The sequence below is a fragment of the Nocardia sp. CY15 genome (assembly GCF_009829295.1).
Lineage (GTDB): Bacteria > Actinomycetota > Actinomycetes > Mycobacteriales > Mycobacteriaceae > Nocardia > Nocardia sputi.
The window spans coordinates 1-23,594 of record NZ_VUOT01000027.1 but is presented as its reverse complement, the minus strand read 5'-3'; the positions used below and the strand labels follow the sequence as shown (position 1 = coordinate 23,594).

Genomic DNA, 23,594 nt, shown 5'->3' with positions numbered 1-23,594 from the left:
GGCCGAGATCCCTGGTGATCTGGGGCCGCGCTGACGACGGCACACCGTTGTCGGGCGAACTTCCGATTCGTCCGACCCTTCATCTATTTAGAAGTGCGACAGAAGGTTTCGGCTCCCCCATGTTCGAAAGACCTGGGGCGCGGTGCTCCGCGCACCCCGCCCCGCCCGATCTCCAGAACTACGGATCAGAAGGTTAGGAGCCCAGCCAGACAGCGTCAGCATGGAGCGGACCGGCACCTCGAAATGACGCTCTCCGCGCCGCCGGGCTCGAACTCAACCCTGCTCAGTTCTCAGTGCCCGCGATCTTCTACTACAAGCAGCTCGCCACGGTATACGGCCCCGGTAGTTTCTGCGAGTACCGATACCTGACGCTAGCTGACATCGACAATCCTACGGTCGCCGTCGCGTTCGCCGGGTACGGTTGCCGTATCACGCGGTACATTCGAACGGCACCGCATTCCCCCACCGTGACTGCTCGTTGAATCTTTTGTGGTCGGTTTCCTGGCACGACCCACCGAAGACGAGAAATATGTTGGACGCCGGCAACCCTTGTAATGCAAGTGATTCGGTGAACTTCACCGATGTGTATTTGATCGGGTTCAACCGTTGGAAGCAACATCCGAGGTCAGGGGGGTTGCGGGAAGGCCGTCGGATTGGTGCGGGAGGTGACGGGACGACCCCCGATGCGGTCGCCGGGGCATCCTGGGCATCAGCGGGTGGTCGAGCGTGGGTTCTGAAACAGGATCGCCGAAGGTGATCTGCCGACGGAATGCGCTGTCGCGGCCGGTGTCTCACCTGCGGTGGGAACGAGGTGGTTCCGTGATGCTGGCGGGATGTCGCCGTATTCGTGGAGTCTCCGTCGGGCCGGTCCCTGTCGTTCGCCGGGCGGGAGGAGATCGCCCTGTTGCGGACCCGGGGCAGTGGTGTCCGCCAGATCGCTTCGATTCTGGAGCGTAGCCCGTAGACGATCTCGCGGGAACTGCGGCGCAATGCCGCGACCAGGAGTGGGAAGCTCGACTATCGTGCCTCGGTGGCCCAGTGGAAGGCCGAGTTGTTCGCCCGGTGCCCGATGGCTTCCAAGCTGGTGACCACCTCCCGCCTGCGTGACCATGTCCAGCAGCGGCTGGCTTCGGCACGGGCCGTTCCGCGATCGGCACCCTCGTCGAGCGGTCGACACGATTCACGCTCCTCATCCGCCTGCCACGCGAGCAGCGCTGGGGTGCCGCGGCTCCGGTGAAGAACGGTCCGGCGTTGAGTGGGTACGGCGCCGCATCGATGAACAAAGCACTAGCCGGTAGCGGCGCGCGAATCATTCCAACGGCAGGTACTGTGTGGAAGTAACGGGAAGGCCTGCTGCAATGGTAGTGGCCGAGGCGTTATCCGTGTTCCGCGTCGTACTCGACGAGATAATTCACGAAGTCCGATTGGCTCATCGTGTTTGCGCGGAGGTCGATATCGTGTGGGAATTTCGGCACCCGCCCCAAATCATATTCGCCGGTTTCGGCTATGAAGGTTCTGATAACCGAATCGGATCCGCGCTTATTCTCGGGTGCCTGGAAAAGCTTGTAGGCGTTGTCCGCCCACGTGTGGATGGTCAGCTTTTCGGGTCTGCCGAGCTGGTCGAACGCATCCTGAAGGATCCGTTCTCGGTCGGCTGCTTTTGCCGTGATCGTGAACGAGAGGTCCTCGCCTTTGGTTTCAAATGTACTGACGTCGATGCCTCGAGCCGCAACTTGGGCTTTGAGTTCGAGTGCGATCTGCTCGGCAGCCTCACCAGTGACGATCTGGTTGCCGTCGACCTCCGACCCGTCGGAAAGCCGCACTCGATTCTGCAGCACGTCGCCGGTCACCTCCTCGGCCGCGAACCGTTCCTTCGCGCGTTGACCGGCTTCCTCGAAGGTTCTGCTTGCCGGCGTCGGTTCTCCCCCGACCCACGCCTGCGCCTCGTCACTCCACACCGACCCGGCGCGCAGCCTGCCGGTACTCCCGATCTGGTCGCGGTTCGGCGATTCGTCGGTGATCGGGATCTGGAACCGTTCTTTGCCAGTTGTGTGGTCCTGGCCGAATTGCGCAACTCCTTGTTCAGCTCGCTGATCGATCAAGGTCCCGTACTCCGCCCGCCATTGGGCCGCGGTCGGTCGTGGGCCCAATGCGCGCAGGCGGGCTACCCCGGCATTCGCCGCGGTAGCGTGCCATCCGGCGAACTCCTTCCTTCCCTCCAGCTCTGCCCTGTCCGATTCGCTCAGCGGCCTGGCGAAGGTATCCGCGCGGCCTGGGAATGGAAAGTCATCCTTCGTGATACCGGAGGACACGACCTCGTCTCCTGGCCCACCCAGGTGGCCGGAGGCAGTGCTGTGGTGATCTGTTTCGGCACCGGCGTTTTGGAGTTGACGTCCGCCGTCGAGATCCTTGTCTTGCTTCGTGATCTGGGTCTGCTCCAGTTCGTGCGCGGTCTGCCGAATCGGTACTTCCCGCACTGAAGCAATGTCATTGGCGTGCTTGGCCATCGTGTTGGCTATGCGTTCGCGGATCCAGGCCGCCAGCCTCCAGCTCACCGCGCACACCCCGCTCTTTCGTGTATCGGCATACGGGATTCGCCCATACCCCCTGGACTGCGCTGCACCATGTTCCCTTCGTTCTGCGGCGCTCGTGCCGATGGCGTGGCAGATTCTGCCTCGGGTTTCCTTGTGCCCGTGATGATCAACGGGGTCCCAGAGTATGCCAAAGCTTGAGGCGTTCATTCCCAGCCGATGAAAGCCGAGTCAGGCGGCCGAACGTAGCTAAGCTGGCCACGTGCTGGCGCCCCGGCGTTATCGGATGACGAACCGGTCGTCCTGGCGAGCGGCAAGTGTGGTGCATCGAGCTCAGCCGTTGGTCATGCACACGAACCCGTCGCCTTCTTCACGCTCGAGGGCATGCAGATGCTCGTGGTCGATAGTTTGAGTTGCAGGTCCTCCCTTCGAGGTGACCATGTCGACATTCTCCATGTGGCGGGTCTGCTCCACCACATGGGCCATCATGGCGCCGGCGGCCTGCGGGTCCGCAGCGGCATTGGGAATGTGCTCAGTAGGAATTATCAGTTGGTGCTTACCTTCAGCGATCGGATTCAGCGGCACGATCGCGATGGCGTCCCTCCAGCGTCTGAGAATGGTGGCGGGCGCACGACCCTCGACGATGCGGTCGAATACGCAATTCTCCTTGGTCAAAGGCGTGAGTGGGTGTGCCTCGTGCCCCTCGGCCCAGAGCGGTAGGCCGTCACCGAATGCGCGTGGGATGACGTGCATTGGCCCGAACTCGGAGTTCAACCCGCGGCGGGAGGTGATGATGTTGGCAGATGACATCGTGCGAGCGAGTTCGGCAGCGTAAACCATTCTCTTGTCGACGGAAGCGCCCGACGGCCCGATGGCAACGACCATGACGTGCCCCTCTACGACGGGGTTGTTCGGGTAGACCGCCACCGCATCGTCCCATCGCTGAATCACGTTCTTCTCATCCCATTCCCAAGCGGGCACCGACAGTGTGGAACGCCGCTTGTCGGACGTATCCGGATCATGCGGCACGGTGCTGTGGCGATCTGTTTCGGCACCGGCGTTTTGGAGTTGACGTCCGCCGTCGAGATCCTTGTCTTGCTTCGTGATCTGGGTCTGCTCCAGTTCGTGCGCGGTCTGCCGAATCGGTACTTCCCGCACTGAAGCAATGTCATTGGCGTGCTTGGCCATCGTGTTGGCTATGCGTTCGCGGATCCAGGCCGCCAGTCTCCAGCTCACCGCACACACCACCTCACTCCAAAATATTCAAGAACCACTTCGAAAATTTAGATCAAACAGCCAGTGCCGCAACAGAGTTCCAGAGTTCAAAGGCCTTCGATCGGCGACTGCGTCGTCCCGCTGACGTGGACGCTACACCTCGAGACGTACCTGCATGTATCGCCAGGGATGGTAACGCCGGCAAACGGGGTGCGCCCGTGGGCCACAGCCGTTTAGCCCTCAACCGGCGGCCGGAGTCGGCACACCGCACTCGCGGGCACGAGCGACTACGCATGTCGGCCCGCTCGCTCGAACGGGAACGGTGCCCTTTCACGAACCGCCGTGAGCCCGCCAGATCACCGACGGGTTCGGCGACTGAGGCGGGCACGTCTGCTCGCCGGGCCGTGCCAGCAGGTGGGTACGGAGGTAACCGAGGATCTCGGCGCGGGCCGGCCGGGCCGCGGGAACCAGTCCGGGCATGGAAAGGAAGGCGTGCACCGCCTCCGGATAGTGCGTCAGCGTCGCGTCGACGCCCGCCTGCCGCAGGCGGTCGGCGTAGGCCGGGGCCTGGTCCGCCAGCGGGTCCAGCCCCGCGGCTTGGATGAGCGCCGGGGCCGCCCCCGCGAGGTCGTCACGCAGCAGGGGGGTGATCGTCGTGCGATCGAACGGTTCGCGAATCGCGAAACGCAGCATGGCACGGCAGAAGGCCGGCGTCGGGCTCGGTGCGTCCGCGTTCTCGGTGAACGAGTGATAGTCGAATATACGGTCGGTCCAATCGAGTTGCGGATTTATCAGCACCTGCGCCCGTACCGCCAGCCCGAGTTCGCGGGCGTGGATCGCAGTGAGCGCCGCGAGCGTGGCTCCCGCGCTGGCGCCCAGCAGGGCGATTCGGGCGGGGTCCGCGCAGAACGCCGGGGCTGATTCGGCCAGCTGGGCCGCGGCGTCGTGGGCGTCTTCGACGAATGCGCCGATCCGATGTTCGGGGGCCAGCCGGTAGTCGACGGAGGTGACCACGGCCGGAAGGTTCGCCGCCAAGTGCGCGAGCAGCCAATCGTCCTGATCCGGTGCACCGCCGAGGAATCCGCCGCCGTGGAACGCAATGATCAAAGGCAGCGCCGAGTCTTCCCGTTCGGGCCGGTGGACCCGCACGTCCACGCGTCGTTGTGGGAGATCGAGTGTGTGCGTGGTGATGCGTGCGCGCTGATCAGGCTTGCCGGTGACCAGTCTGCCCAGTGCCGAGCGGCGCTTGTGGGCCTGAGCCTCACGTACCTCGATGATCTGTTCGGGGGTGATCGAATCCCAGTCCGGCTCGGTGGTAAGCGCGGACAGAATGCGCACTCGCAGTGGAACTTTGCCTCTCACGCCATTGATTCTCGATCCGGTGGGCACGTCCCGCGTCCGTCAGCGGTCGGCACTGTCTACGTCGATCCTCGTACGCAGATCGCAAGCGTCTGCGCGGGAGGTCGTAGCCGCGCGGACGTCGACGAGGACCGAGCCGCGTGGCGGCTGTGCTGGACGAATGCGATCGCCGTCGCGGGCTGCCGCAGCTAGGGCTGGGTCAGCCCGGTCTGGTAGGCGATGACGACCAGCAGGGCGTCGCCGTCGGCGATCACCCGGATGACGTGCAGTAGTTCGGCGGGTCGCGCGTCTTTGCGCAGGAATCCGCTCGCGCCCGCCCGCAAGGCTTCGGCAACGTTCTCGTCGGTGTCGCAGGTGGTGAGGATCAGGACCTGCGCCCGTTCCAGCCCGTCGTGTCTCAGCAATGCGGGCCGCAGCGTGGATCCCGTCGAGCGATGGCATGCAGATATCCATCAGAGCCACGTCGGGGCGGGTAGCGCGGGCCAATTCGACGGCTTCGGCGCTCGTGGTGGCCTCGCCGACCACCGCGATGTCGTCCTCCAGGTCGGGGAGAACTTTGGACCGGACCGCACGAGGCGTTCGTCGTCGGCGAGCAGCACCCTGATGGGTGGTCGCGGAGATGTCGTATTCACCGGTGCGATCCCATCGGGGCGAGTGGCAGGTGAGCGCTTACGTCGAACCCGCCTCCGGGACGTGCCCCGGCTTCGAGTTCACCGCCGAGCAGTCGGCAGCGTTTCCGCATTCCGGTGATTCCCCGGTCGGCCGCGGCGGCGCGATGTTCGCCCCGGAGAAGTCTGGGAAGTCGTGTTTCGAGCATCGAATCCGGGCATCTGGATGAATCACTGCCCCAACCTGCCGCACGCACAACAGGGGATGATGCTGCACGTACGCTACGACGGTGTCACCACTCCGTTCGGCGGCATGCGGGACGCAGGCTCCCGACGCCACCATTGACGAGCGCACCGGCCCGCAGCCCTGGCGCGGCGAGGTCCTGCTGCGTCCCGGCGTGCTCGCCTTCAGCGGATCGATCGGCCCGACCGGCACCCACGCCCACCACGCCGTCCAGGTGATAGTCGGGGCGGGCCCGATCACCGTTGCCGGCGACCACGCCGAGTGCAGCGGTACCCACATGATCATCCCCGCCGATGCATCGCATCGCGTTCTGCGCGGCGCCCCCGCAGGTATCGCGGTGTTCCTCGATCCGGACAGCACCGCCGGTCGTGCCGCCACGCACCGTGCCCACACCGCCGGCTGGTCCGGCGGACCGGCGCTGTCCCTGCCTGATCAGGATGCGCCGGTGGCCGCGGCCGTCACCGAACTGATGGCGATCTTGGCGCCGCACAGCACGGCCGTCTCCCACGCCGTCCGTCACCCGGCGGTGGCCTCCGCGCTGCACTGCCTGCCGGTTGTCGTCGCCTCCGGGACCATTCGCACCGCCGATCTCGCCGCTCGCGTTGGCATTTCGGCGAGCAGACTGACACATCTTTCCACCGCTCAGGTCGGGCTGCCGCTGCGCCGCTACGTGCTCTGGTTGCGGCTGATGATCGCGAGGGACGCGGTGGCCGGCGGCGCGGACCTCACCACCGCCGCGCACGCCGCCGGGTTCGCCGACAGCGCGCACCTGACTCGCACCTGCCGGGAGACCTTCGGCCTGCCGCCCTCGGCGCTGAGCCGGAACCTGTCCTGGCACAACGATTCGCGATAGCCGAATCGTTCAAGCCGGATGGGGTGTCGAGCCAGCACGCTCAACGCATGCACACGACCATACTGTTGACGGCACAACGGATCACGCGGTATGCCTATGTACCGTTCATGCTGCTCGGGCTCAACGGGCTCGGAATCGCCCTCTCGGCTGCGGGCGCCCCGAAATACTGGCTCCTCGCGATCCTGGCCTCGGCGATCGCAGCCTCGTTTCTGGCCGAACGGATCATCCCGTACGAGCAGGGCTGGAACCACGACCTCGGCGACAGTCGCCGCGACCGCATCCACGCGATGGTCAACGAAACCCTGATCCTGATCAGTGTCGCCGCCATTCCGCTGCTGGCCGCGATCGTCCCGAGTGCGCGGATCTGGCCCGGCGAGCTGCCCTTCGCCGGACAGGTCCTCCTTGCCGTACTGATCGCCGACTTCGGCATCACCACGGTGCATCTGGCCAGTCACAAGATCGGGCTGCTGTGGCGATTCCACGCCGTGCACCACAGCGTCACCCGGTTCTACGGACTCAACGGCCTGATGAAACATCCCGTCCACCAGACCGTCGAGATGGCCGCGGGCGTCGCGCCGCTGATCCTGCTCGGCCTGCCCGTCGACGTGGCCTCCGTCCTCGCCCTCTCCGTCGCGATCCAGCTGCTGCTACAGCACTCCAATGCCGACTACCGTGTCGGTCCCGCCGGATACGCCCTCGCCCTCAACGCGGGCCACCGCTTCCATCACCTCAAGTGGGCCGGTATCGGCGACGTGAACTTCGGGCTGTTCACCCTGCTCTGGGACCACCTCTACCGCACCTACTCCTACGATCCCGGCCGGCGCTTCACCTCCGAACAGCTCGGCATGGCGGCCAAACCCGATTACCCGGTCGACTACGCCCGCCAGCTGATCCACCCGTTCACCGCCGCGGGCGGCTGCGGGACGAACACCACGAACACATAGACGCGATCTTCCGATTCCGGCGGCGACGCAGAACGGGATGTTCGGGGCGAGAACCGATTCCGCCAACGTCGCCCTGCAGATACCTCCTGAGTTGCCGATTCTTTGACCACGCCCAGCGCGCCGTGTCAGCTGTCTGGCAACGGGTCGAGGACGCCGTAGCAGACCACCCGCACGGTGCCCGCGGTGATGCCCCGCGACACCTTGTGTGCGGTACTGAGATCCCTGGTCCAGACACCGCCCGCCAGCCCGTACGGGGTCGCGTTGGCCAGCCGCAGCGCCTCATCCAGGCCGTCACACGGGATCACCGTCGCCACCGGGCCGAAGATCTCCTCCTGGGCGATGGTCATCTCGTTGGTGGCGATTCATTATGCAGTCAATCATCGGCGGCTCCCTTGCCGCTGTCACCGCCATCGCAGTCATCGTCATGGGCGGCGGCGTGTGACGCGCGCACAGGACCGTGTCGTTCCGGCTCACAACGGGGTCGGACACATGTGACGGGGTGGCGGAATATAATCCGTTCGGGAACGCCGTTCGACGGAGAAGTCCGTTGCGGAATCGAGGGGCTACGAGGTGACCGATCCCCAGCACGGGCATGGCGATCGGCCGCCGATGCCCGGCGGCGTGTATCCCGCTACACAGCAATCGGAACCGCCGGTCGCCGGTTGGGGCATGCCTCCCGTGCCGCCTGGCCATGGACCCGGTCCGGCACCGTCGCATCCGCCTCCACCGACTCGCAACGGCAGAACAGGTCTGATCATCGCCGGTGTACTCGGGCTGGTGGTGATGCTCGCGCTCGGTGTGGTTATCGGCATCGTCCTCAGCGGTGGCGACCGTAGCGGTGAATCCGCCGGTGCCTCGGACACTGCCAGCGAGACCCGAACCTATTCGATGGATGCGATCACCAACGCCTGCGACCTCGTCGATCCCACGCCGTTGACCAGGTGGTCACCCACGCCCAAAGGCGCTCCTACGCACAGGGAAACCCGGCCGACCGCCCACTCGAGCGGCAGCCTGCGGTGCGATGCCGAATACACCAGCGCGACCGTCGAAAAGTTCTCTCTGAACAAGGCCGTGATGAGCGTCGAGGCCCAATTCACCAACGGTACGGCTCCCCCCTTCTACGATCATTGGAAACACGCCGACGTCGCCACACCCGCGCCGGAGTCGGATTCCGGTGCGGTCATCGGAATCGGCGCTCAGGGCTACTGGTACTCCGAAGTCAGAGGAGACCTCGTCGCGGACATGACCTACGTCGTCTGTGTGCAGGACGGCAACGTCTCGGTCCGGGTGAGGATATCCCTCACGCGCGAGAAGGACTTTCCCGTCGTGCGACGGGACGAACTCGATTCGATCGCCAGATCGCAGGCGCGCAGGGCGCTGGACGGTCTGGGCGAGAAGTAGCGACCGGCAACTCCTGCGGAGCGGTAGGCACACGGCGCCGACGACCGAACGTGGCTGGAATACGATCGGGTCGGAGTCGACGGGGAGCCCGTTGCGGAACCGGAAAGGCTATGGCGATGACCGACTCCCAGCACGAACCTGACGCTCGGCCGACGCCGGAAAACGCCGATCCTCCTGTGCGACCACCTGATCCGCCAGCGGGCAGCTGGTCCGCCTCGGACCAGGGCAGGTACATCCCTCCGCCCGGGGCCACCCTCGCTCAGCCCGCTACCGGGTACAGCCCACCTGGTCCGGGATATGGGCCGCCACCTTACCCACCGCGGACCGGTAGCAGCAGGACGGGTCTGATCGCGGCCGGGGTTCTCGCCCTGGCGGTGGCGCTGGCTCTCGGTGTGGTGATCGGTGTCGTCGTCGGCGGCGACAAAGACAGCGAGTTTGCCACTGCTCCTACCCCGTCCAGCACCTCGGCTTCGTCCAGGGCGGCTTCGACCACGCCATCCCGCCGGGATCCGGCACCGGGCATCTATTCGATAAGCGGCATCACCAACGCGTGCGATCTTGTCGATCCCACGCCGTTGCACAGATGGTCGTCCACCCCGAACGGAGCACCGCAGCATCGGGAATCCCCACCCAATACCGCCGACGGCGGCAACCTGTACTGCGCCATCCGCTATACCAGCCCTTCGACCCTTCCCGACGACGCCACCGTCAACGAAGCAGGCATCGGCCTCCGGGCTCAGATCACCGGCACGGGCGCCGCCTCCGCCTACGACAATTGGAAACAGACCGACACCCGCGCCACCGGATCGGGGCGCGCCTCGGGCGAGGTCACCGGAATCGGCGCCCAAGGCTACTGGCATATCGCGACCACGGAAACCAGCAACGGAATGACTTACATCGTGGGCGCGCAGGACAGCAATGTCTCGGTGCGAGTAGAAGTCGCCGTCCTGCGCGCGAAGGGCGAACCCCCGGTCGATCGCGACGAGCTCGCGGCGATCGCCGAAAACCAAGCCCGCAAGGCGCTGGCCGGATTGAAGCAGAGATAGCACATCGATACAGGCCACAGCGCGGCAGCGTGCGAGTCACATCAGCGACTGGAGGTACCAGGCCGCATCAATCCAGCAATTCGCCCTGATCGCCGATCGACTCCTGCGACTGCGTGTATCGCTCACGCAACGGCCGCAAAGTGAACCGGTCGTAGAACAAACGGGGGCCTTGCCCTCAGCGAGCTGCGCGAGCTCGTGCTCGATCCGCCGCCATTCCTGGGCTGCGACGCCCTCCGTTACGTACCCGTGGCGTCGCATTCCACTCCGTCGCAGAGATGCCGATCGACGATGTATGCCTTCACGCCCAGATCACCGAGACTCTGCCGGTTCAGCACGCGGCCGATCGGCCAGCCGCGACGGCGGCGGCGCTTGCCGATCCGTGGGGCGCCCCGGTAGTCGAGAAAGTTCCACCCGCTGTGCTGCATCAGCGTGCCATCGACGATGACTACCCGCGAGTCGTTGCGCGCGGACGGGAAGACCAGCCCCTGGTAACCACGCTTGCGAAGTTCCTGTCCTACTGCCGCGTGGAACGATTCGCCGCCCAGCTCGGGAAAGATCATGGCGCTCAGTACCGAGATGAAGTCCACCGTGGACTCATGGCGGGTGCCGGCGAACTGCACCCGCGCATTGATCGGCTCGGCTTCTACCAGCTCAGCACAAAAGAACTCGCGGTGAGCCTCGAGCCGCAAATCCAGGCAGTCCGGCACCGTGAATTCACGCATCGTCAATTCGCACAGGGCGGGAAAGTCGACGAACTCCTGCGCCTCCTGCGTTTCCCCCACCGATGCATGCGCGCGCATCGGAATTACGTACAGAAACGGTTTTCCGCTGTCGAGCAACCGCTCGGCCGCCACGCGGTATCGCCGGTCCGGGGACGCCGCGACAAAATCCCGAAGGGACGCGACGAACCCGTCCGCGTCAGGATGGCTACTGGTGTCGAACATCGACGGGAACACGCCGCCGCTGAGCCGCCCGCTCCAGTAGGTCATCAGCTCGTAGCACATGGTCCCGTCATTGTCGCCGGATGCGTTGTAGTTGCCTGCGCAGTTCCTGTCCGTCGATGCTCAACCGTGCGAGGCAGGCTGTGGCCAGGTCGAGTTGTTCACGGAGGTCTCGATTGTCGTGGCGGAGCCGGGCATTGCGGGCGACCACTCGCGAATAGTCGGTGGCCGCAGGGGTTGCTCGAGGCCAACAGAGCGGGCGCGCCGGACTGCGCCGAGCTCGACGACGATCTGGGGATAGTGCCGGCGGAACGTGGTTGTCCGGTCCGAGTGAACTTTTCCCAACGGGCGGCTGCCAACGTGGTCTGCGAAAAGTTTTGCGCCTTCCTGGGTGCCGAGTGTTCGGGTCTATTCTTCGGATTGGACGGCGCGTGTCACCGCGCGAGCCGCGTAGCCGGTCGAACGTCCTGCGTTCGGATACAGTGGTTGAACTGGCGGGTTCTTCCTTCGGAATTGATTTGGTGGCTGGCCGAATTCGTTCTTGAACGCGTGGGCGAACGCGAATTCGGACGCATAACCCGAGTCTCGGGCGATGACCGACAGCGGGGTATCGGTGTCGCGCAGTTGCCGAGCCGCGAGGGTCATGCGCCACCAGGTGAGGTAGGCGATGGGTGGCCGGCCGATGAGGTCGGTGAATCGGCGGGCGAGGCCAGCTCTCGAAACCCCGGCGTGCGCGGCGAGTTCGGCGACGGTCCAGCCGTGCTCGGGCGAGCCGTGGATCGCTGAGAGCGCTGCGGCGACGGCTGGGTCGTGTAGCGCGGCCGACCACCCGGTGTCGGTGTGGCGGTCGAGCCAGCCGCGCAGGATGTGTAGCAGTAGCGCATCCAGCAGCGAGCGAAGCATGGCATCGTGACCGGGCCGGTCGACGGCGAGTTCGCTGTCGAGGAGATCGATGATCGCCCCGACCGGGGTATGGCGAGTTTCTGGGGCGGGCAAGTGGATGACCTCGGGCAGATCGGCGAGCATCGGATGTGACCGGCTTCGATCGAGAAGGTAGGCGCCGCAAAGCAGCACGGTCTCCGGTCGCGGTTCGGATGCGGAGTCCGGTCGGGATGGTCGCGGGTTCACCCGGCGCAGCGACGCAGCAGCAGGACGTAGTGGCGTGGCCGGATCGTCGGCCAGCCCGTGGGCGCATCCTCCCGGGAGCAGGACGATGTCGCCCGGCCGCAGCGCGATCGGATCGGCGGCCGGGGGCAGGAACCAGCAGGTGCCTGCCAGGACCACATGGAATCCTGCGGCATCGAAGGCGGGAAACTGCCAGCCGAACGGTGCGTGGTGGCTGACCCGGCCCGAATGAGGCTCGCCGATGCGCATCGCGGCCACCACGTCAGAAAGAGGATCCACCCCATCAAAACTATCAAATCAAGACTCGATCTAGACAGATTCGTATAAATCTTGGAGCCTGACGCATTGAACGTCGCAGACCGTTGGCTTTAAGTTCGAATTGCTGCTGATCATGCAGTGAAGTCGATAGGTCACAGGAGTTGACATGCTCATCACCGTCTACGGCGCCAACGGCTATCAGGGCAAGCTCACCCTTGCCGAGTTGTCCCGCCATGGCATGGAGGTCCGGCTCGTCGGTCGAGATCACACACGGTTGCAATCCGCCGCCGTCGAGGTCGGAATTCCCGACGCCGATCGCCGGGTGGCCGGTCTCGACGACCGCGCCGCTCTCGTTGCTGCTTTGGCGGGTAGCGATGTCGTCATCAACTGTGCAGGACCGTTTACCACCTCCGGCGCGGTGATGGTCGATGCTGCGATCGCCGCGGGCGCCCACTATGTCGACACCGCGGGCGAGCAACTGTATGTGAAAGGCGTTTTCGATTCCTTCGGCGGCGACGCCGAGCGTGCGGGTGTCACGGTAGTGCCGGCAGTCAACGACGGTTGCTTGCCGGGCGACCTGCTCGCGCACCTGATCGCCGAGCGGACCGGGCCGCTGGCGGAACTCACTGTCAGCCACTTCATCACCGGTGCTGCCGGTCTCTCACGCGGATCGCTGCGCTCGGCGTCGGCGACGATGGACGCGATGCGGTCAGGCGGGCTGACATATGACGACGGTGCCTGGCACAGCGGGATCCCGGCTCGGCGCGACCGAATCACCCTGCCCGACGGCCATTCCGTCGCGATGGCTGCGCTGCCGACGTGCGAGGTAGTCACCATCCCCCGACACGTGCAGGTCGATCATGTCGAAAGCCTGCTGGAGGCAACCCTGCAGGCCGGCCTCGAAACACCCATCACACCGGAACTGATCGCACAGCTTCCCGCAGGCCCGACCGAGCACGACCGCGCCGAACAGCAATTCACCTACCTGCTCGACGCCGTGGACCACCAAGGGCAGCAGACACGGGGAATCATCCGAGGCCGAGACACCTACGGAACCACCGCCGTCGCCGCGGTCGAAGCAGCCCGGCGATTGGCGGCAGGCGACACTGCCGCCGGAGTACGCACCCCCGCGCAAGCATTCGATCCTGCCGATTTCCTCGAAACCCTCTCCCGCCACGACCTCCGCTGGACCATCGAGGCGGCCCTGACAGTGAAGTGACACAGATGTCATGTCCTCAGCCGAACTCGAGCTCTCGGGGCACAATGGGCAAGGAACTGCAGAGCCTGTCGATATACCCACGACGCGTCCGCAGTAGCCGGAGGGGGAGAGACCATGACGACAGGCGACACCCCGCTGCATGTGGTGCCGGAGGAAGTGAAGGCGGTCGGCAGGTTCGCCTATGACGTTGCCGAGCAGCTGAGGTCGGGTTCGATGTCGTTGGACCGTGAAGTTCAGGCACTGTTCGGTACCTGGAAGGGCAGCGCCGCCGATGGGTACCGCGCGGGGTGGGACGACGTGCAGGACCGGCGCGCTGAAAGCGTGAGACGCACTCACCGACGTGGCGGCAAAGCTCGGTGTCACCTCAGCGGCGTTCCGAGAGCAGAAACACCCTCTCCCCTACAACCGCCCCGGCATCTACGACGTCGCCCGAGCACTACAATCCCCCACCGGAGAAAAACACCCACTTGCGCGGGGCGCATTTCCTGGGCTCTCCGAGTCGTAGTACATCAAGGTCTATCAGAAGACGCCTCTGGCTCACTCTCTGTTGTGGCCTTTAGATCGAGGCCACCATGGCGATGCCACAGGCCGAGAGCGGGGTGCCGATCCCTCCGCCCGGCCGCCCGGAAAAGCCCTGGTCAGCGGTTTGCCGATGCACCTGACTTGCTTCTCGCCTGCAGGTTCACAACATGTCGCTGCATTTCAGTACCGAACGTAACGGGATTGTGGTGACGGCGTCTCCCCCGCAGTGGTGACGGCGTCACGACCGTCATCGATTAGGTACTCCTGCGCGTCGCCATCACCGAGCCGCAGACGACGTCGCCGGGATCGTGCGTCGGAACTCTCGTACGACGCGGATGGCAGGCTGATAGCCCCTTGCCCCGACAGAAGAAGGGAGTTCGGGACAGCCTGTTGTTCATGGAGGTTCGAGCGGGTTGTACGGGAATCCCCCGGTCTGTGAGTATTTCGGCTGCGGACACCAAACGACGCCGAAGCGTTGAAGTCACTCGTGAAGGCCGTGCCCGCCGTTTGGTCGCGGCGCGGTCCGCGCTGGCGTCGGCCCGGCAAGGTGCATGCCGACAAGGCTTACGACGCCGCCGACATTCGACGATGGGTGCGTGATCGGGGCATCGAGGTCCGGAGCGCACGTAGGGGCATCGAGTCGTCCCAGCGCCTCGGCCGTCATGGACAGCACCGTCAACCCTGGCGGGCGACCAGTGCCTGGTCGTCGACCAGGTTGAACACCGTACGTGCGGGAAGGCCTCCGTACAGTTGGGCGATGATGATCGCAGCACTCGCCTCCAGGTACTGCGCATGCCGCAGATCGCCGGTCGGCAGAGGTACCCCTCCGGTGTCCTCGATGAGTTGCTCGGCTACGCGCAGGGCGGTCGAGTCGTCGCCGCAGTAGGGCACGGTGAGCGGACGGCCGTCGAAAGTGATCGACGGCATGCGCCATACATCGGCGTGGCAGAGGTTGAAGGCTTTGACCACGTGTCCGCTGGTCGCCTTCGCGATTTGCTGCGCCATCGACTCGCCGGGCGGGGTGACGAGGGTGAATCCCTCGGTTTCGACCGGGTTGTTGCAGTCGATGACAGGCTTGCCGCGCAGGCCGTTCCCGATGCGTTCGAGGGTGTACTCCATCCCTTGGTACAGCACGGCGAGCAGAGCGGCGTCGGCGAACTGCGCCGCCTCCGCGAAGCTGCCTGCGCGTACGCCCAACTGGTGGGCCAAGGCCGCGGCCTTCTCGGGAGACCGTCCGGTGATCATCAGGTCGTGCCCGCGTGCGGCCCATTTCGCGCCCAGGGCCTCGGCCATGTTGCCTGCTCCGAAGATTGCGATTCTCATGCAGTCGAAGCTATGGGGCTGTGGGGAACCTGATGGTGCCCAGCGACAGATCAGGAATCCTGCCCGAATGCCAGTTCTTCGGCATGTTCCTCGGCCCAGCGCGCCAGCAGCGACACAGGCTCCAGGAGGCTCTTCCCGAGTGGTGTGAGCGTATATTCCGTCCCGGGCGGCGCGGCGGCGAGGACACGGCGCTCGACCAGCCGTGACGCCTCCAGCTTGCGCAGTGTCTGCGTCAGCATCTTCTTGCTGATGCCGCCGATACGGTCCCGCAGTTCGCTGTAGCGCTGCGGACCGTCCCCGAGCCCGAAGATCACCACCACGGACCAAGTGTCGGCGACCAGGGCCAGTGTGGTGCGGGCGGGGCAATCGGCGAGGAAGACGTCGTATTCACTCATGGCGTAGAGCCGTTCATTCTGCGGACCGATCCGGCGACTCCAGCCTACCCAGCGCGCAGTAGGTAATGAGTGGACGGGTTTCCGATGGGGGATTGTCGCTGGGCTTCCGGACCACACCACCAGAGGACGACAGGGTGTCGGAGAACCGAACGATTTACGACGTGTGAATTGCCTGCGCCGCCACGGGCTTGTTCGAAAGGGTTCCGGCTGGACAGTGACCGGTACCGGACCGGCGTGATCGTCCAACGCCATCTTCGTGCCCCCACCTGTCCGGCCTCGACTCCCTTCGATGCCACCTAGCTGACCCGAGAATCTGGGCATTCGATGGAAGTGTTCACCGGCGGTAGGTACTCGGAGGGTGGCCCGTCCATCGGGTAAACGACCTGCTGAACGCCGCAGAACCGGAGTTTCCGAGGCGGATTGCGGTCTCCTGCACAGTGAGCTCGAGGACACTGAGCATGTCTATCGCGAGTGCACAGCGGACTTCGTCGTTCAGAATTCGGAAGCTGGTCCCCTCGCTGGCGAGCCTTCGGTGCAGAGTACGACGGTCCATGTCCAGTCTCCTCGCGATGTCCTCCGCCGTAGGCATGGTGCCGATCTGCTGGAGAAGCACCGCGCGGACTCTGGTGGCGAGTTGGCCACGCTCTCTTCGCTGCTGTAAAAGGTCCAGGCAGCGCTTCTCACACAGCGCGGCCGTAGCGGGATCGGGCATCGACATCGGTTCGGCGAGAAGATCGACGGGAAACGTCAGGGCCGTGCTCAGCCGGTCGGCGAAAATCGGGAATCGGTCGACCGGGTTGTGCGAAACATCGGAGAGGGTCTGAGCCATGCCGGCGGTCATGGTGGCCACGCTGCGCTCGGGCAATGCCAGCTCGAGGCGTGCATCACCGAGACGGTCCGCAAGTCGCGGGCTGAGGCAACGCAGCACGATCACACCGAAGATGATCACGATGTCACGTTCGAGCAGAAAAGCGCGGACCTCGGCGGGAAGGGTGTCGTCCCGGAATTCGATCCGTCCTGCCGTCTGGCTGAGACTGACAGTTATATCGACGAACCGGTTGCCGATCCGCAGTATTTGCAGTGCGACCCGCAGGGCTTCACCTGCAGTGGGGCTGCTGAGCATGGCGAAGCCCAGCAGCCCGAAGCCGGCCAATGAGAAACGCTTCGCCACCTCGGTGCCGAGTCCCGGTCTGTCACCGATGGTCTGCACCAAGTTGCGCGCGACCGAGAGTTCCTGGATCGCTTCGACTTCCAGATCGTCCGCAGCGAGATCAGCCGGTCGCAAGCCGGTCGAGGCGAGCAGCCGACGCTCCGTGACGCCGTGATCGGTGCCGACCTGCACCATGTGACGGACTCCGATGATAGGTCCTTCGGCACTGGGAATGCGTGGTGCCTCTAGATCCCGCTGGTCCTGAAGGCAGTCGGCTGCGCCGGACGTACGAGTCAGTAGCCACCCGCTGAGCCGGACGGCAGCAGGGAGTCGTTCGGCACCGTCACCCATCCGGTTTCACGGCGGCGGCGAGCCCGGACAGCGCTGCCGACAGGGCCACCTGGAGATTCGAGGCATGCAGAAAGCGGGGCACGACAACTAGGGGCGTTCGTATCCGAAATCGCTCTGTGCTGGGGATCTGGTGACTTGACTTCCGCTGATCCGCATTATCGGGGACTGTCCAGGGTCGGTTGTATGACAAGAACTCGGTGCGCTCGGTGCGGCCAACCGAGATCGATGAGTGCGTCGCCAGCTGATGCGGCGGTTGACGAGACCGGGAACCGGCAGCTTTCGAGTGGAAGCTGGCCTTGCGGTCGCCACGAGATTCTCTCCGCAACAGACACTTTCGTGACGGTCAGGTTGTCAGCACAGTGGCGATCGCAGGAACTTCCCCGCGTTGGTGACTGGTTAGCCTGAGTGGATGCTTGATGTGGCAAGTTCACCCCCTCGGCCGACGGTGATCGTCGGTTCGTCGGCTGATCGGATCATGTCGCGTTGACCGGTTGCGACCTTTGCCTTTCCCGGTCGGGGCTGCCCGGGCCTGGTGCGAGTTTCGAGCAGCAGATGCAGGCGGGGATCGAGCGGCTGGAAGACAGTGACGGCTCGGATCATCGAATGCTGCGGCGCACGCTGCGCGCCACGGCCGCAGTCAGCCTCTCCGAGGTCGAATGGATACGCCGGATGCGGTCGACCGGGACCCTCCTGCAGCCACGCGTCAGTGTCCTCGACGGTTATGTCGCCGGCTACATCGCCCAGTGGCGTGACGCCCACAGCAGACGCCTGGGTCCCGTGATCACCGACCTCGAGGTCGGGGCAGGCCTGAGCTTGCGTGATTTACGGGACGGGTGGGAGGACGACGCGCACGCGATGGCCGACGCACAAACCGAATGGAAACTCCCGCGTTCGGTTGCGCCGTCGGCCAGAGAAACCGTGGTGTCGGTCGACACCGCGTTCTGGGCACTCGCCCTCGCTGATGTTCGTAGTTTCAACGAAACGCTGGCACGTGTTCGGAGTATCGATCGCGCGGCATGGCGGTGGGCGGCAAGCCGGGTCTCCGGAGTGCTGGCGATCTGGTCATGGAGGATGGAACCCGACGCGACAGGACCATTCGCCGTCGCCGCGCACGAAGTCGGGCTGTCGGCACTCGCGGCCGGGAGCCGCACACGACCGCCCAGCTTCGGATCGCACGTGCCGGACCTGGGACAAGCAGCGTTCGTCCTCGCGCATCTGTGCAGGGAGGTTCGCGATCCGCCCACCGAATCCGACCTGGTCGGCGAACTGATCACCAGTATCGCTGCGATCATCAAGGCTCATCGCGAACGCGGAGAAATAGTGCGAGCGTCGGGCATCTACGCCACCGCAGTGGGTCCGCTCAAGTGGGTACAACACGACATCCGGCCCACGCTTCCGACGGTCTCGGTGATCGGCTGCCGACTCCGGCGCGGACACGCATCAGCGTCCGAGCCCGGTTAGCGCCGCACCGGGTGCGCAGGATTCGCCAACTAGAGACCTGCGCCCTCCTGCAGAATCCGGCGAAGAAATGCACCGAACTGGTCGACCGATTTCATCTGGAGCATCGTGTCGTGGGCGCCATCGATCAGATACCTGAGCACCTCTCCGCTCGAGTGCTTTCGCCAGTCCGCGGCGTCACTATCACCACCGTCCCGGTCGCCGACCGCGACCACCGCGATGGTGCCAGAAAATGCCGACGGCGCATGACTACGCAATAGCAATAGATTCGCCCGGCTTACCTCGACGCTCCTCCGCAGCAGAGATTCAGGGGGGATAGCGTCGAAGATATCGAGCTCTTCGGCCAACGCGCACATATCGGTATAGGCCAGCCTGCCGATCACGTGGTCCGCTGAGACACCCATTCGTGCGAGATAGCCGCGGATTATATAGTTTGTAAGATCCTCGTCACTGACGGGCTGCGGTTCGGCTCCAGGTATCCGGCTGTCGAGCAGTACCAGGTTCGCAACGGTCTCACCTCGCTGTTGCAGTATTACCGCCGTTTCGTGGGCGACCACGCCACCGAACGACCACCCGAGCAGTCGGTACGGCCCTACGTTTTGAACGGCTTGTATCTCATCCGCATATAAAGCCGCCAGCTCACGGACAGATCGGGGATGCTCACCGTTCGGCAAAAATAGCTGGCGGATCACCGTGATCGGACATTGCAGATATGTTCCAAGATTGCGGTAGTCCCAGCCGGTGTCCACTCCCGGGTGAATGCAGAACAAGGGATTTCCGATTCCGGCACGGAGAGTCGTCACGGGACGGACGGTCGCCTGCCGAAGCCCGGAGTCCACGGTAGCCGCCAAGTCTGCGATGGTCGCTGACTCGAAGACAGCTTCAACGGCGATTTCGACACCGAATGATCGTTGAATGGCCGCAATCAGACGCATCGCCGACAGCGAGTGACCGCCGAGCGCGAAGAACTCGTCGTCGAGGCCGACTCGATCGACCCCGAGTACGTCCGCGACCAGCTTCGCCAGTTCGGCCTGTATCGCGGTCTGCGGCGCTCGGAACGCTGACGCCGATCGGTATTCTGGCGCCGGCAGCGCCGCTTCGTCCACCTTGCCATTCACGGTCATCGGCACCCGATCGATCGCCACAACGGCCGCAGGCACCATGAATCCCGGCAGACGTTGGGCTACGAATCCGAGCAGATCCACAGTGTCGAGCGTGCCCGCGCGTGCTGGAACCACGTAGGCGACCAACCGCGGATCCGCCGGAGTATCTGCACGCGCCGTGACCACGACCTGACTCACCTGCGGGTGCGCGATGAGCGCGGCCTCGACCTCGCCCGGTTCCACCCGGAACCCTCGCACCTTCACCTGGTCGTCGGCACGACCACGAAACTCCAACTCTCCCATTTGATTCCACCGTGCGAGGTCGCCCGTCCGATACAACCGACCCCCACCACCGAACAAATCAGCGACGAACCGCGACGCCGTCAATCCGGGCCGACGCCAATACCCCTCTCCCACACCGGGTCCCCCGACATACAACTCACCCACCACCCCCAGTGGCACCCGACGGAGATGGATGTCCAACACAACGAATGCGAGGTCGGGCAGTGGAGCCCCGACCGGACTCGCGCTCGATTCGAGATCATCTGTCCCAATCTGCCGCACGGACGCGTGCACGGTCGTCTCGGTCGTGCCGTACATGTTGAGCATGCGCACACTGGAGTGAGATTTCATCCAGGGCCGCAGCCGCACCGGCTCCAGACGTTCACCAGCGAAAACCACTGTATCCAACTTTGAACCGGGAATCGGTGGCAGCGTGTAGAACGCTGAAGGAGTCTGGCTCAGTACGGTCACGCCCGCATCGGCAATAAGGCGCGTGAACTCAACCGGCGACCGCACCACGGGACCGGGAACCACCACCAGACATCCGCCATGCGCCAGGGCACCCCACATCTCCCACACGGAAACGTCGAAGGCGAGTGAGTGAAACAAACTCCATACCTGGTCAGGACCGAACGCCATCGTCGGTTGCGTGGCACGGAAGAGTCGCGACACGTTCGAGTGCGTGACGGCGACACCCTTCGGCCGCCCGGTCGTGCCGGAGGTATAGATCAAGTAGGCCAGGCTCCCCGCAGGGGATCGCACCGATGCGATGCTGGTGGGGGGCTCGCCCGCACAGGCACAGGCGTCGACGACTTTCACCGACGAGGTGCCGTCGGTGTGTGGCTGCCCGATTCGACCGGCCAACTCCGTTGTCGTGACGACGACTGCCACTCGGGCGTCACCGAACACGAAACGGATCCGATCGTCTGGATATCCCGGGTCGACCGGCACGTACGCCGCACCGGCCTTCCATATCGCCAGCACCGTCGTCACCGAATACACCGACCGAGGCAGTAAAAGCCCGACCATATCGCCCGGCCGGACCCCCTGCGCGAGCAGTTCGCCCGCCAGCCGTGACGACATACGATCGACGTCGCCGTAAGTCCACTGTGCGCCATCGGCCTGTACTGCGGCGGCATTCGGTCGCCGAATCACCTGTCCCGCGAACAACTCCAGGACAGATGGACCGGTCGGCGCCGCCACCGCACGCAGCGCAGCGGTGTTACCCATGGTATCCAGTTGCCGGTGCTCAGCTTCGCCCAGCAATTCGACCGCGTCGATCGGGATGCTCGGCGCGGCCGCCACGGCCGAGAGCACGCGCAGCCAGCGCTGTGCCAGCAACTCGATCGTGGGGCGTGCGAACAACTCAGTGGCGAACTCGATGTGGCACGGCCAGCCCTGCGTATCAACGCGATCATCGACTGTGAAGGTCAGGTCCATGCGCGACACTCCGCTGGGTACCGACACCCGCTCGCATCGTAGAGCTGGCAGCCTGATGTCGTCCTCGATCGTGTTCTGGAACACCAACATCGTTTGAAACAGGGGGTGATGGGAGGTAGAGCGCGGCGGGTTCAGCGCTTCGACCAAGGCTTCGAACGGTATGTCTTGGTTCTCGTACGCGTTCAATGCCTTTCGCCTCACCTGTACGAGCAGCTCAGCGAAAGTGATCGACGGGGACAGCTGTACACGCAATACCCAGCTGTTGATGAAGAATCCGACTACGTCATCCAGATTCTCGTCCGTACGTCCGGCGATCGGCGAGCCGATCACGATGTCGTTGCCGGCGCCGAGCCGGTGCAAGAGCACCGCGAGCGCCGCTTGCAGGAACATCGACACAGTGACCCCTTCTCGGACGGCCGCCTGCCGAATCTTCGTCTGGAGCGTCGAGTCGATCGTGAACGCGAGTCCATCTCCCGCGTAGGAGGCCACCCGGGGTCGTGGGTGGTCGAGGGGAAGCGTCAATTGTGCCGGCGCCCCATCGAGCTCATCGCGCCAGTACCGGATTTGCGACGACATCAGGCTCTCGGTGTCGGTCGGCGCCCCCAGCAAGTCCTGTTGCCACAGCGTGAAGTCGAGGTACTGCACCGGCAACGGCCTCCATTGTGGCGCAATTTTCTTCGATCGCGCGGCATAGGCAGTTGTCAGATCCCGCATCAGCGGCCGCATCGAGGACCCGTCGACTGCGATGTGATGGATGAGCAACACCAGTCGATGCCTTTCGGTATCGTGGCGCAGAACGGTAGCGCGGACTGGCGCGTCGACGGACAAATCGAACTCGAACTCAGCCAGTTCCGCGGTCGTGCGGTCGATCCAGCTTTCGTCCCGGCCGGTGGCGTCGAGCACCTGCCACACGTGTGCGGCGACGCCGGGTTCGCGAACTTTCTGATAAGGCACGCCGTTCACATCGGGAAAGACCGTTCGTAATGACTCGTGTCGAGCGATGACATCGGCGATGGCCAGTCGCAGGGCCTCGATATCCAACGGGCCGGTGAGTGTCCAGACCATGGGAATGTTGTAGATCGCCGATCGACCTTGCAGGCGGGAAAGGAACCAGAGGCGGCGTTGGGCGAACGACAACGGAGCTCGTTCCGGGCGCGACTTGGCAACCAACGCCGGGCGCAGCCGGACACTCGCATCGAAGACCGACACCAACTGCGCGACGGTTGGTGTGTCGAATACCTGCCGGACGGGAACCTCGACCTTCATCACCGATCGGATTCGGCTGACCAGCCGGGTCGCCGACAGTGAGTGGCCGCCCAGTTCGAAGAAGTCGTCATCGACCCCGACCCGGTCGAGGCCCAGGACATGCGCGAACAATCCCGCCAGCACCTCCTGCGGGATCGTTTCCGGCGCTCGATACTCCACTTCGGACCGATACTCCGGTGCCGGCAACGCTTGCCGATCGACTTTCCCGTTCACCGTCAACGGCATCGCCTCGAGCACCACGATCACCGCCGGGACCATGAACCCCGGCAACCGTCGCGCCACGAACCGGCGCACCGCGGCCACATCGACACCACCAGACGCGGAATCGAGCACGACATACCCGACCAACCGATGCTCCCCCGGCCCGTCCACGCGCGCCACCACCACCGCCTGCACCACCGCCGGATACGCGGCCAGTACCGCCTCGACCTCGCCGGGTTCGACCCGGAACCCCCGGATCTTCACCTGATCATCGACCCGGCCACAAAACTCCAACTCCCCCGAACGATTCCACCGCACCAGATCACCCGTCCGATACAACCGACCCCCCACCCCACCGA

Annotated in this window: 18 protein-coding genes and 3 pseudogenes; 9 read left to right on the top strand and 12 right to left on the bottom strand. The window is 64.7% G+C overall.

What is annotated here, in order from left to right:
• Positions 1-683: 683 nt before the first annotated feature.
• Positions 684-1,290: pseudogene (locus GVY39_RS34615) on the top strand (helix-turn-helix domain-containing protein); the annotation flags it as partial.
• 86 nt (positions 1,291-1,376) lie between these two features.
• Here the strand turns inward: GVY39_RS34615 and GVY39_RS25275 are convergent.
• The 5 genes and pseudogenes from GVY39_RS25275 to GVY39_RS34605 all read right to left on the bottom strand — a co-directional run.
• Positions 1,377-2,555, bottom strand: a complete 1,179-nt coding sequence (locus tag GVY39_RS25275; protein ID WP_159928825.1) for a hypothetical protein — start codon at positions 2,553-2,555, stop codon at positions 1,377-1,379.
• 309 nt (positions 2,556-2,864) lie between these two features.
• Positions 2,865-3,767 (bottom strand): HIT domain-containing protein, encoded by a 903-nt coding sequence (locus tag GVY39_RS25270; RefSeq protein WP_159928823.1) that lies wholly within the window; start codon positions 3,765-3,767, stop codon positions 2,865-2,867.
• Between the two features lie 309 nt (positions 3,768-4,076).
• Positions 4,077-5,108 carry an alpha/beta hydrolase gene (locus GVY39_RS25265; protein WP_201295341.1) on the bottom strand — a complete coding sequence of 344 codons (1,032 nt, stop codon included), beginning with the start codon at positions 5,106-5,108 and terminating at the stop codon, positions 4,077-4,079.
• A 185-nt stretch (positions 5,109-5,293) separates the two neighbouring features.
• On the bottom strand, positions 5,294-5,509 hold the full coding sequence (locus tag GVY39_RS34610; RefSeq protein WP_236565672.1) for a hypothetical protein: 216 nt from the start codon (positions 5,507-5,509) through the stop codon (positions 5,294-5,296).
• A 46-nt stretch (positions 5,510-5,555) separates the two neighbouring features.
• A pseudogene (locus tag GVY39_RS34605) lies at positions 5,556-5,630 on the bottom strand (DNA-binding response regulator); the annotation flags it as partial.
• 261 nt (positions 5,631-5,891) lie between these two features.
• On the opposite strand from GVY39_RS34605, the pseudogene GVY39_RS35040 reads away from it, so the two are divergent.
• The 3 genes and pseudogenes from GVY39_RS35040 to GVY39_RS25245 form a co-directional block, all read left to right on the top strand.
• A pseudogene (locus GVY39_RS35040) lies at positions 5,892-6,059 on the top strand (multicopper oxidase domain-containing protein); the annotation flags it as partial.
• Positions 6,004-6,810, top strand: a complete 807-nt coding sequence (locus GVY39_RS25250) for a helix-turn-helix domain-containing protein (protein ID WP_236565658.1) — start codon at positions 6,004-6,006, stop codon at positions 6,808-6,810. The pseudogene GVY39_RS35040 and the gene GVY39_RS25250, both read left to right, overlap by 56 nt.
• 47 nt (positions 6,811-6,857) lie before the next feature.
• Positions 6,858-7,754, top strand: a complete 897-nt coding sequence (locus tag GVY39_RS25245) for a sterol desaturase family protein (RefSeq protein ID WP_159928821.1) — start codon at positions 6,858-6,860, stop codon at positions 7,752-7,754.
• A 125-nt stretch (positions 7,755-7,879) separates the two neighbouring features.
• Here GVY39_RS25245 and GVY39_RS25240 read toward each other — a convergent pair whose 3' ends face one another.
• Complete coding sequence (locus GVY39_RS25240) at positions 7,880-8,101, bottom strand: aldehyde dehydrogenase family protein (RefSeq protein WP_159928819.1); 222 nt, start codon at positions 8,099-8,101, stop codon at positions 7,880-7,882.
• Between the two features lie 430 nt (positions 8,102-8,531).
• On the opposite strand from GVY39_RS25240, the gene GVY39_RS25235 reads away from it, so the two are divergent.
• Positions 8,532-9,155, top strand: a complete 624-nt coding sequence (locus tag GVY39_RS25235) for a hypothetical protein (RefSeq protein ID WP_159928817.1) — start codon at positions 8,532-8,534, stop codon at positions 9,153-9,155.
• Between the two features lie 374 nt (positions 9,156-9,529).
• Entirely contained in the window at positions 9,530-10,201 is a 672-nt protein-coding gene (locus GVY39_RS25230) for a hypothetical protein (protein WP_159928815.1), read from the top strand.
• A 236-nt stretch (positions 10,202-10,437) separates the two neighbouring features.
• Here the strand turns inward: GVY39_RS25230 and GVY39_RS25225 are convergent, their stop codons facing one another.
• Positions 10,438-11,205, bottom strand: a complete 768-nt coding sequence (locus tag GVY39_RS25225) for a hypothetical protein (protein WP_159928813.1) — start codon at positions 11,203-11,205, stop codon at positions 10,438-10,440.
• Between the two features lie 345 nt (positions 11,206-11,550).
• The gene (locus GVY39_RS25220) at positions 11,551-12,546 is read right to left on the bottom strand and encodes an AraC family transcriptional regulator (protein ID WP_159928811.1); all 996 of its coding nucleotides are present in this window, start codon (positions 12,544-12,546) and stop codon (positions 11,551-11,553) included.
• A gap of 145 nt (positions 12,547-12,691) precedes the next feature.
• Here GVY39_RS25220 and GVY39_RS25215 point away from each other — a divergent pair, with 145 nt between their 5' ends.
• Together GVY39_RS25215 and GVY39_RS34600 are read left to right on the top strand one after the other, a co-directional pair.
• A complete protein-coding gene (locus GVY39_RS25215) occupies positions 12,692-13,744 on the top strand; it encodes a trans-acting enoyl reductase family protein (protein WP_159928809.1) in 1,053 nt (350 codons plus the stop codon).
• A gap of 114 nt (positions 13,745-13,858) precedes the next feature.
• Positions 13,859-14,476, top strand: a complete 618-nt coding sequence (locus GVY39_RS34600) for a WXG100 family type VII secretion target (RefSeq protein ID WP_236565657.1) — start codon at positions 13,859-13,861, stop codon at positions 14,474-14,476.
• Positions 14,477-14,941: 465 nt separating this feature from the next.
• On the opposite strand, the gene GVY39_RS25205 is transcribed toward GVY39_RS34600, so the two are convergent.
• The 3 genes from GVY39_RS25205 to GVY39_RS25195 form a co-directional block, all read right to left on the bottom strand.
• Complete coding sequence (locus tag GVY39_RS25205) at positions 14,942-15,589, bottom strand: NADPH-dependent F420 reductase (protein ID WP_159928807.1); 648 nt, start codon at positions 15,587-15,589, stop codon at positions 14,942-14,944.
• 50 nt (positions 15,590-15,639) lie between these two features.
• Positions 15,640-15,984, bottom strand: coding sequence for a helix-turn-helix domain-containing protein (locus GVY39_RS25200; protein ID WP_159928805.1), 345 nt, complete (start codon positions 15,982-15,984; stop codon positions 15,640-15,642).
• Positions 15,985-16,318: 334 nt separating this feature from the next.
• Positions 16,319-17,329: an AraC family transcriptional regulator gene (locus GVY39_RS25195; RefSeq protein WP_159928803.1), complete on the bottom strand. Its 1,011-nt coding sequence runs from the start codon at positions 17,327-17,329 to the stop codon at positions 16,319-16,321.
• 639 nt (positions 17,330-17,968) lie between these two features.
• Between GVY39_RS25195 and GVY39_RS25190 the strand changes: the two genes are divergently transcribed.
• Positions 17,969-18,946 carry a hypothetical protein gene (locus GVY39_RS25190; protein ID WP_159928801.1) on the top strand — a complete coding sequence of 326 codons (978 nt, stop codon included), beginning with the start codon at positions 17,969-17,971 and terminating at the stop codon, positions 18,944-18,946.
• Between the two features lie 29 nt (positions 18,947-18,975).
• On the opposite strand, the gene GVY39_RS25185 is transcribed toward GVY39_RS25190, so the two are convergent.
• On the bottom strand, positions 18,976-23,499 hold the full coding sequence (locus tag GVY39_RS25185; protein WP_255466271.1) for a non-ribosomal peptide synthetase: 4,524 nt from the start codon (positions 23,497-23,499) through the stop codon (positions 18,976-18,978).
• Between the last annotated feature and the right edge of the window lie 95 nt (positions 23,500-23,594).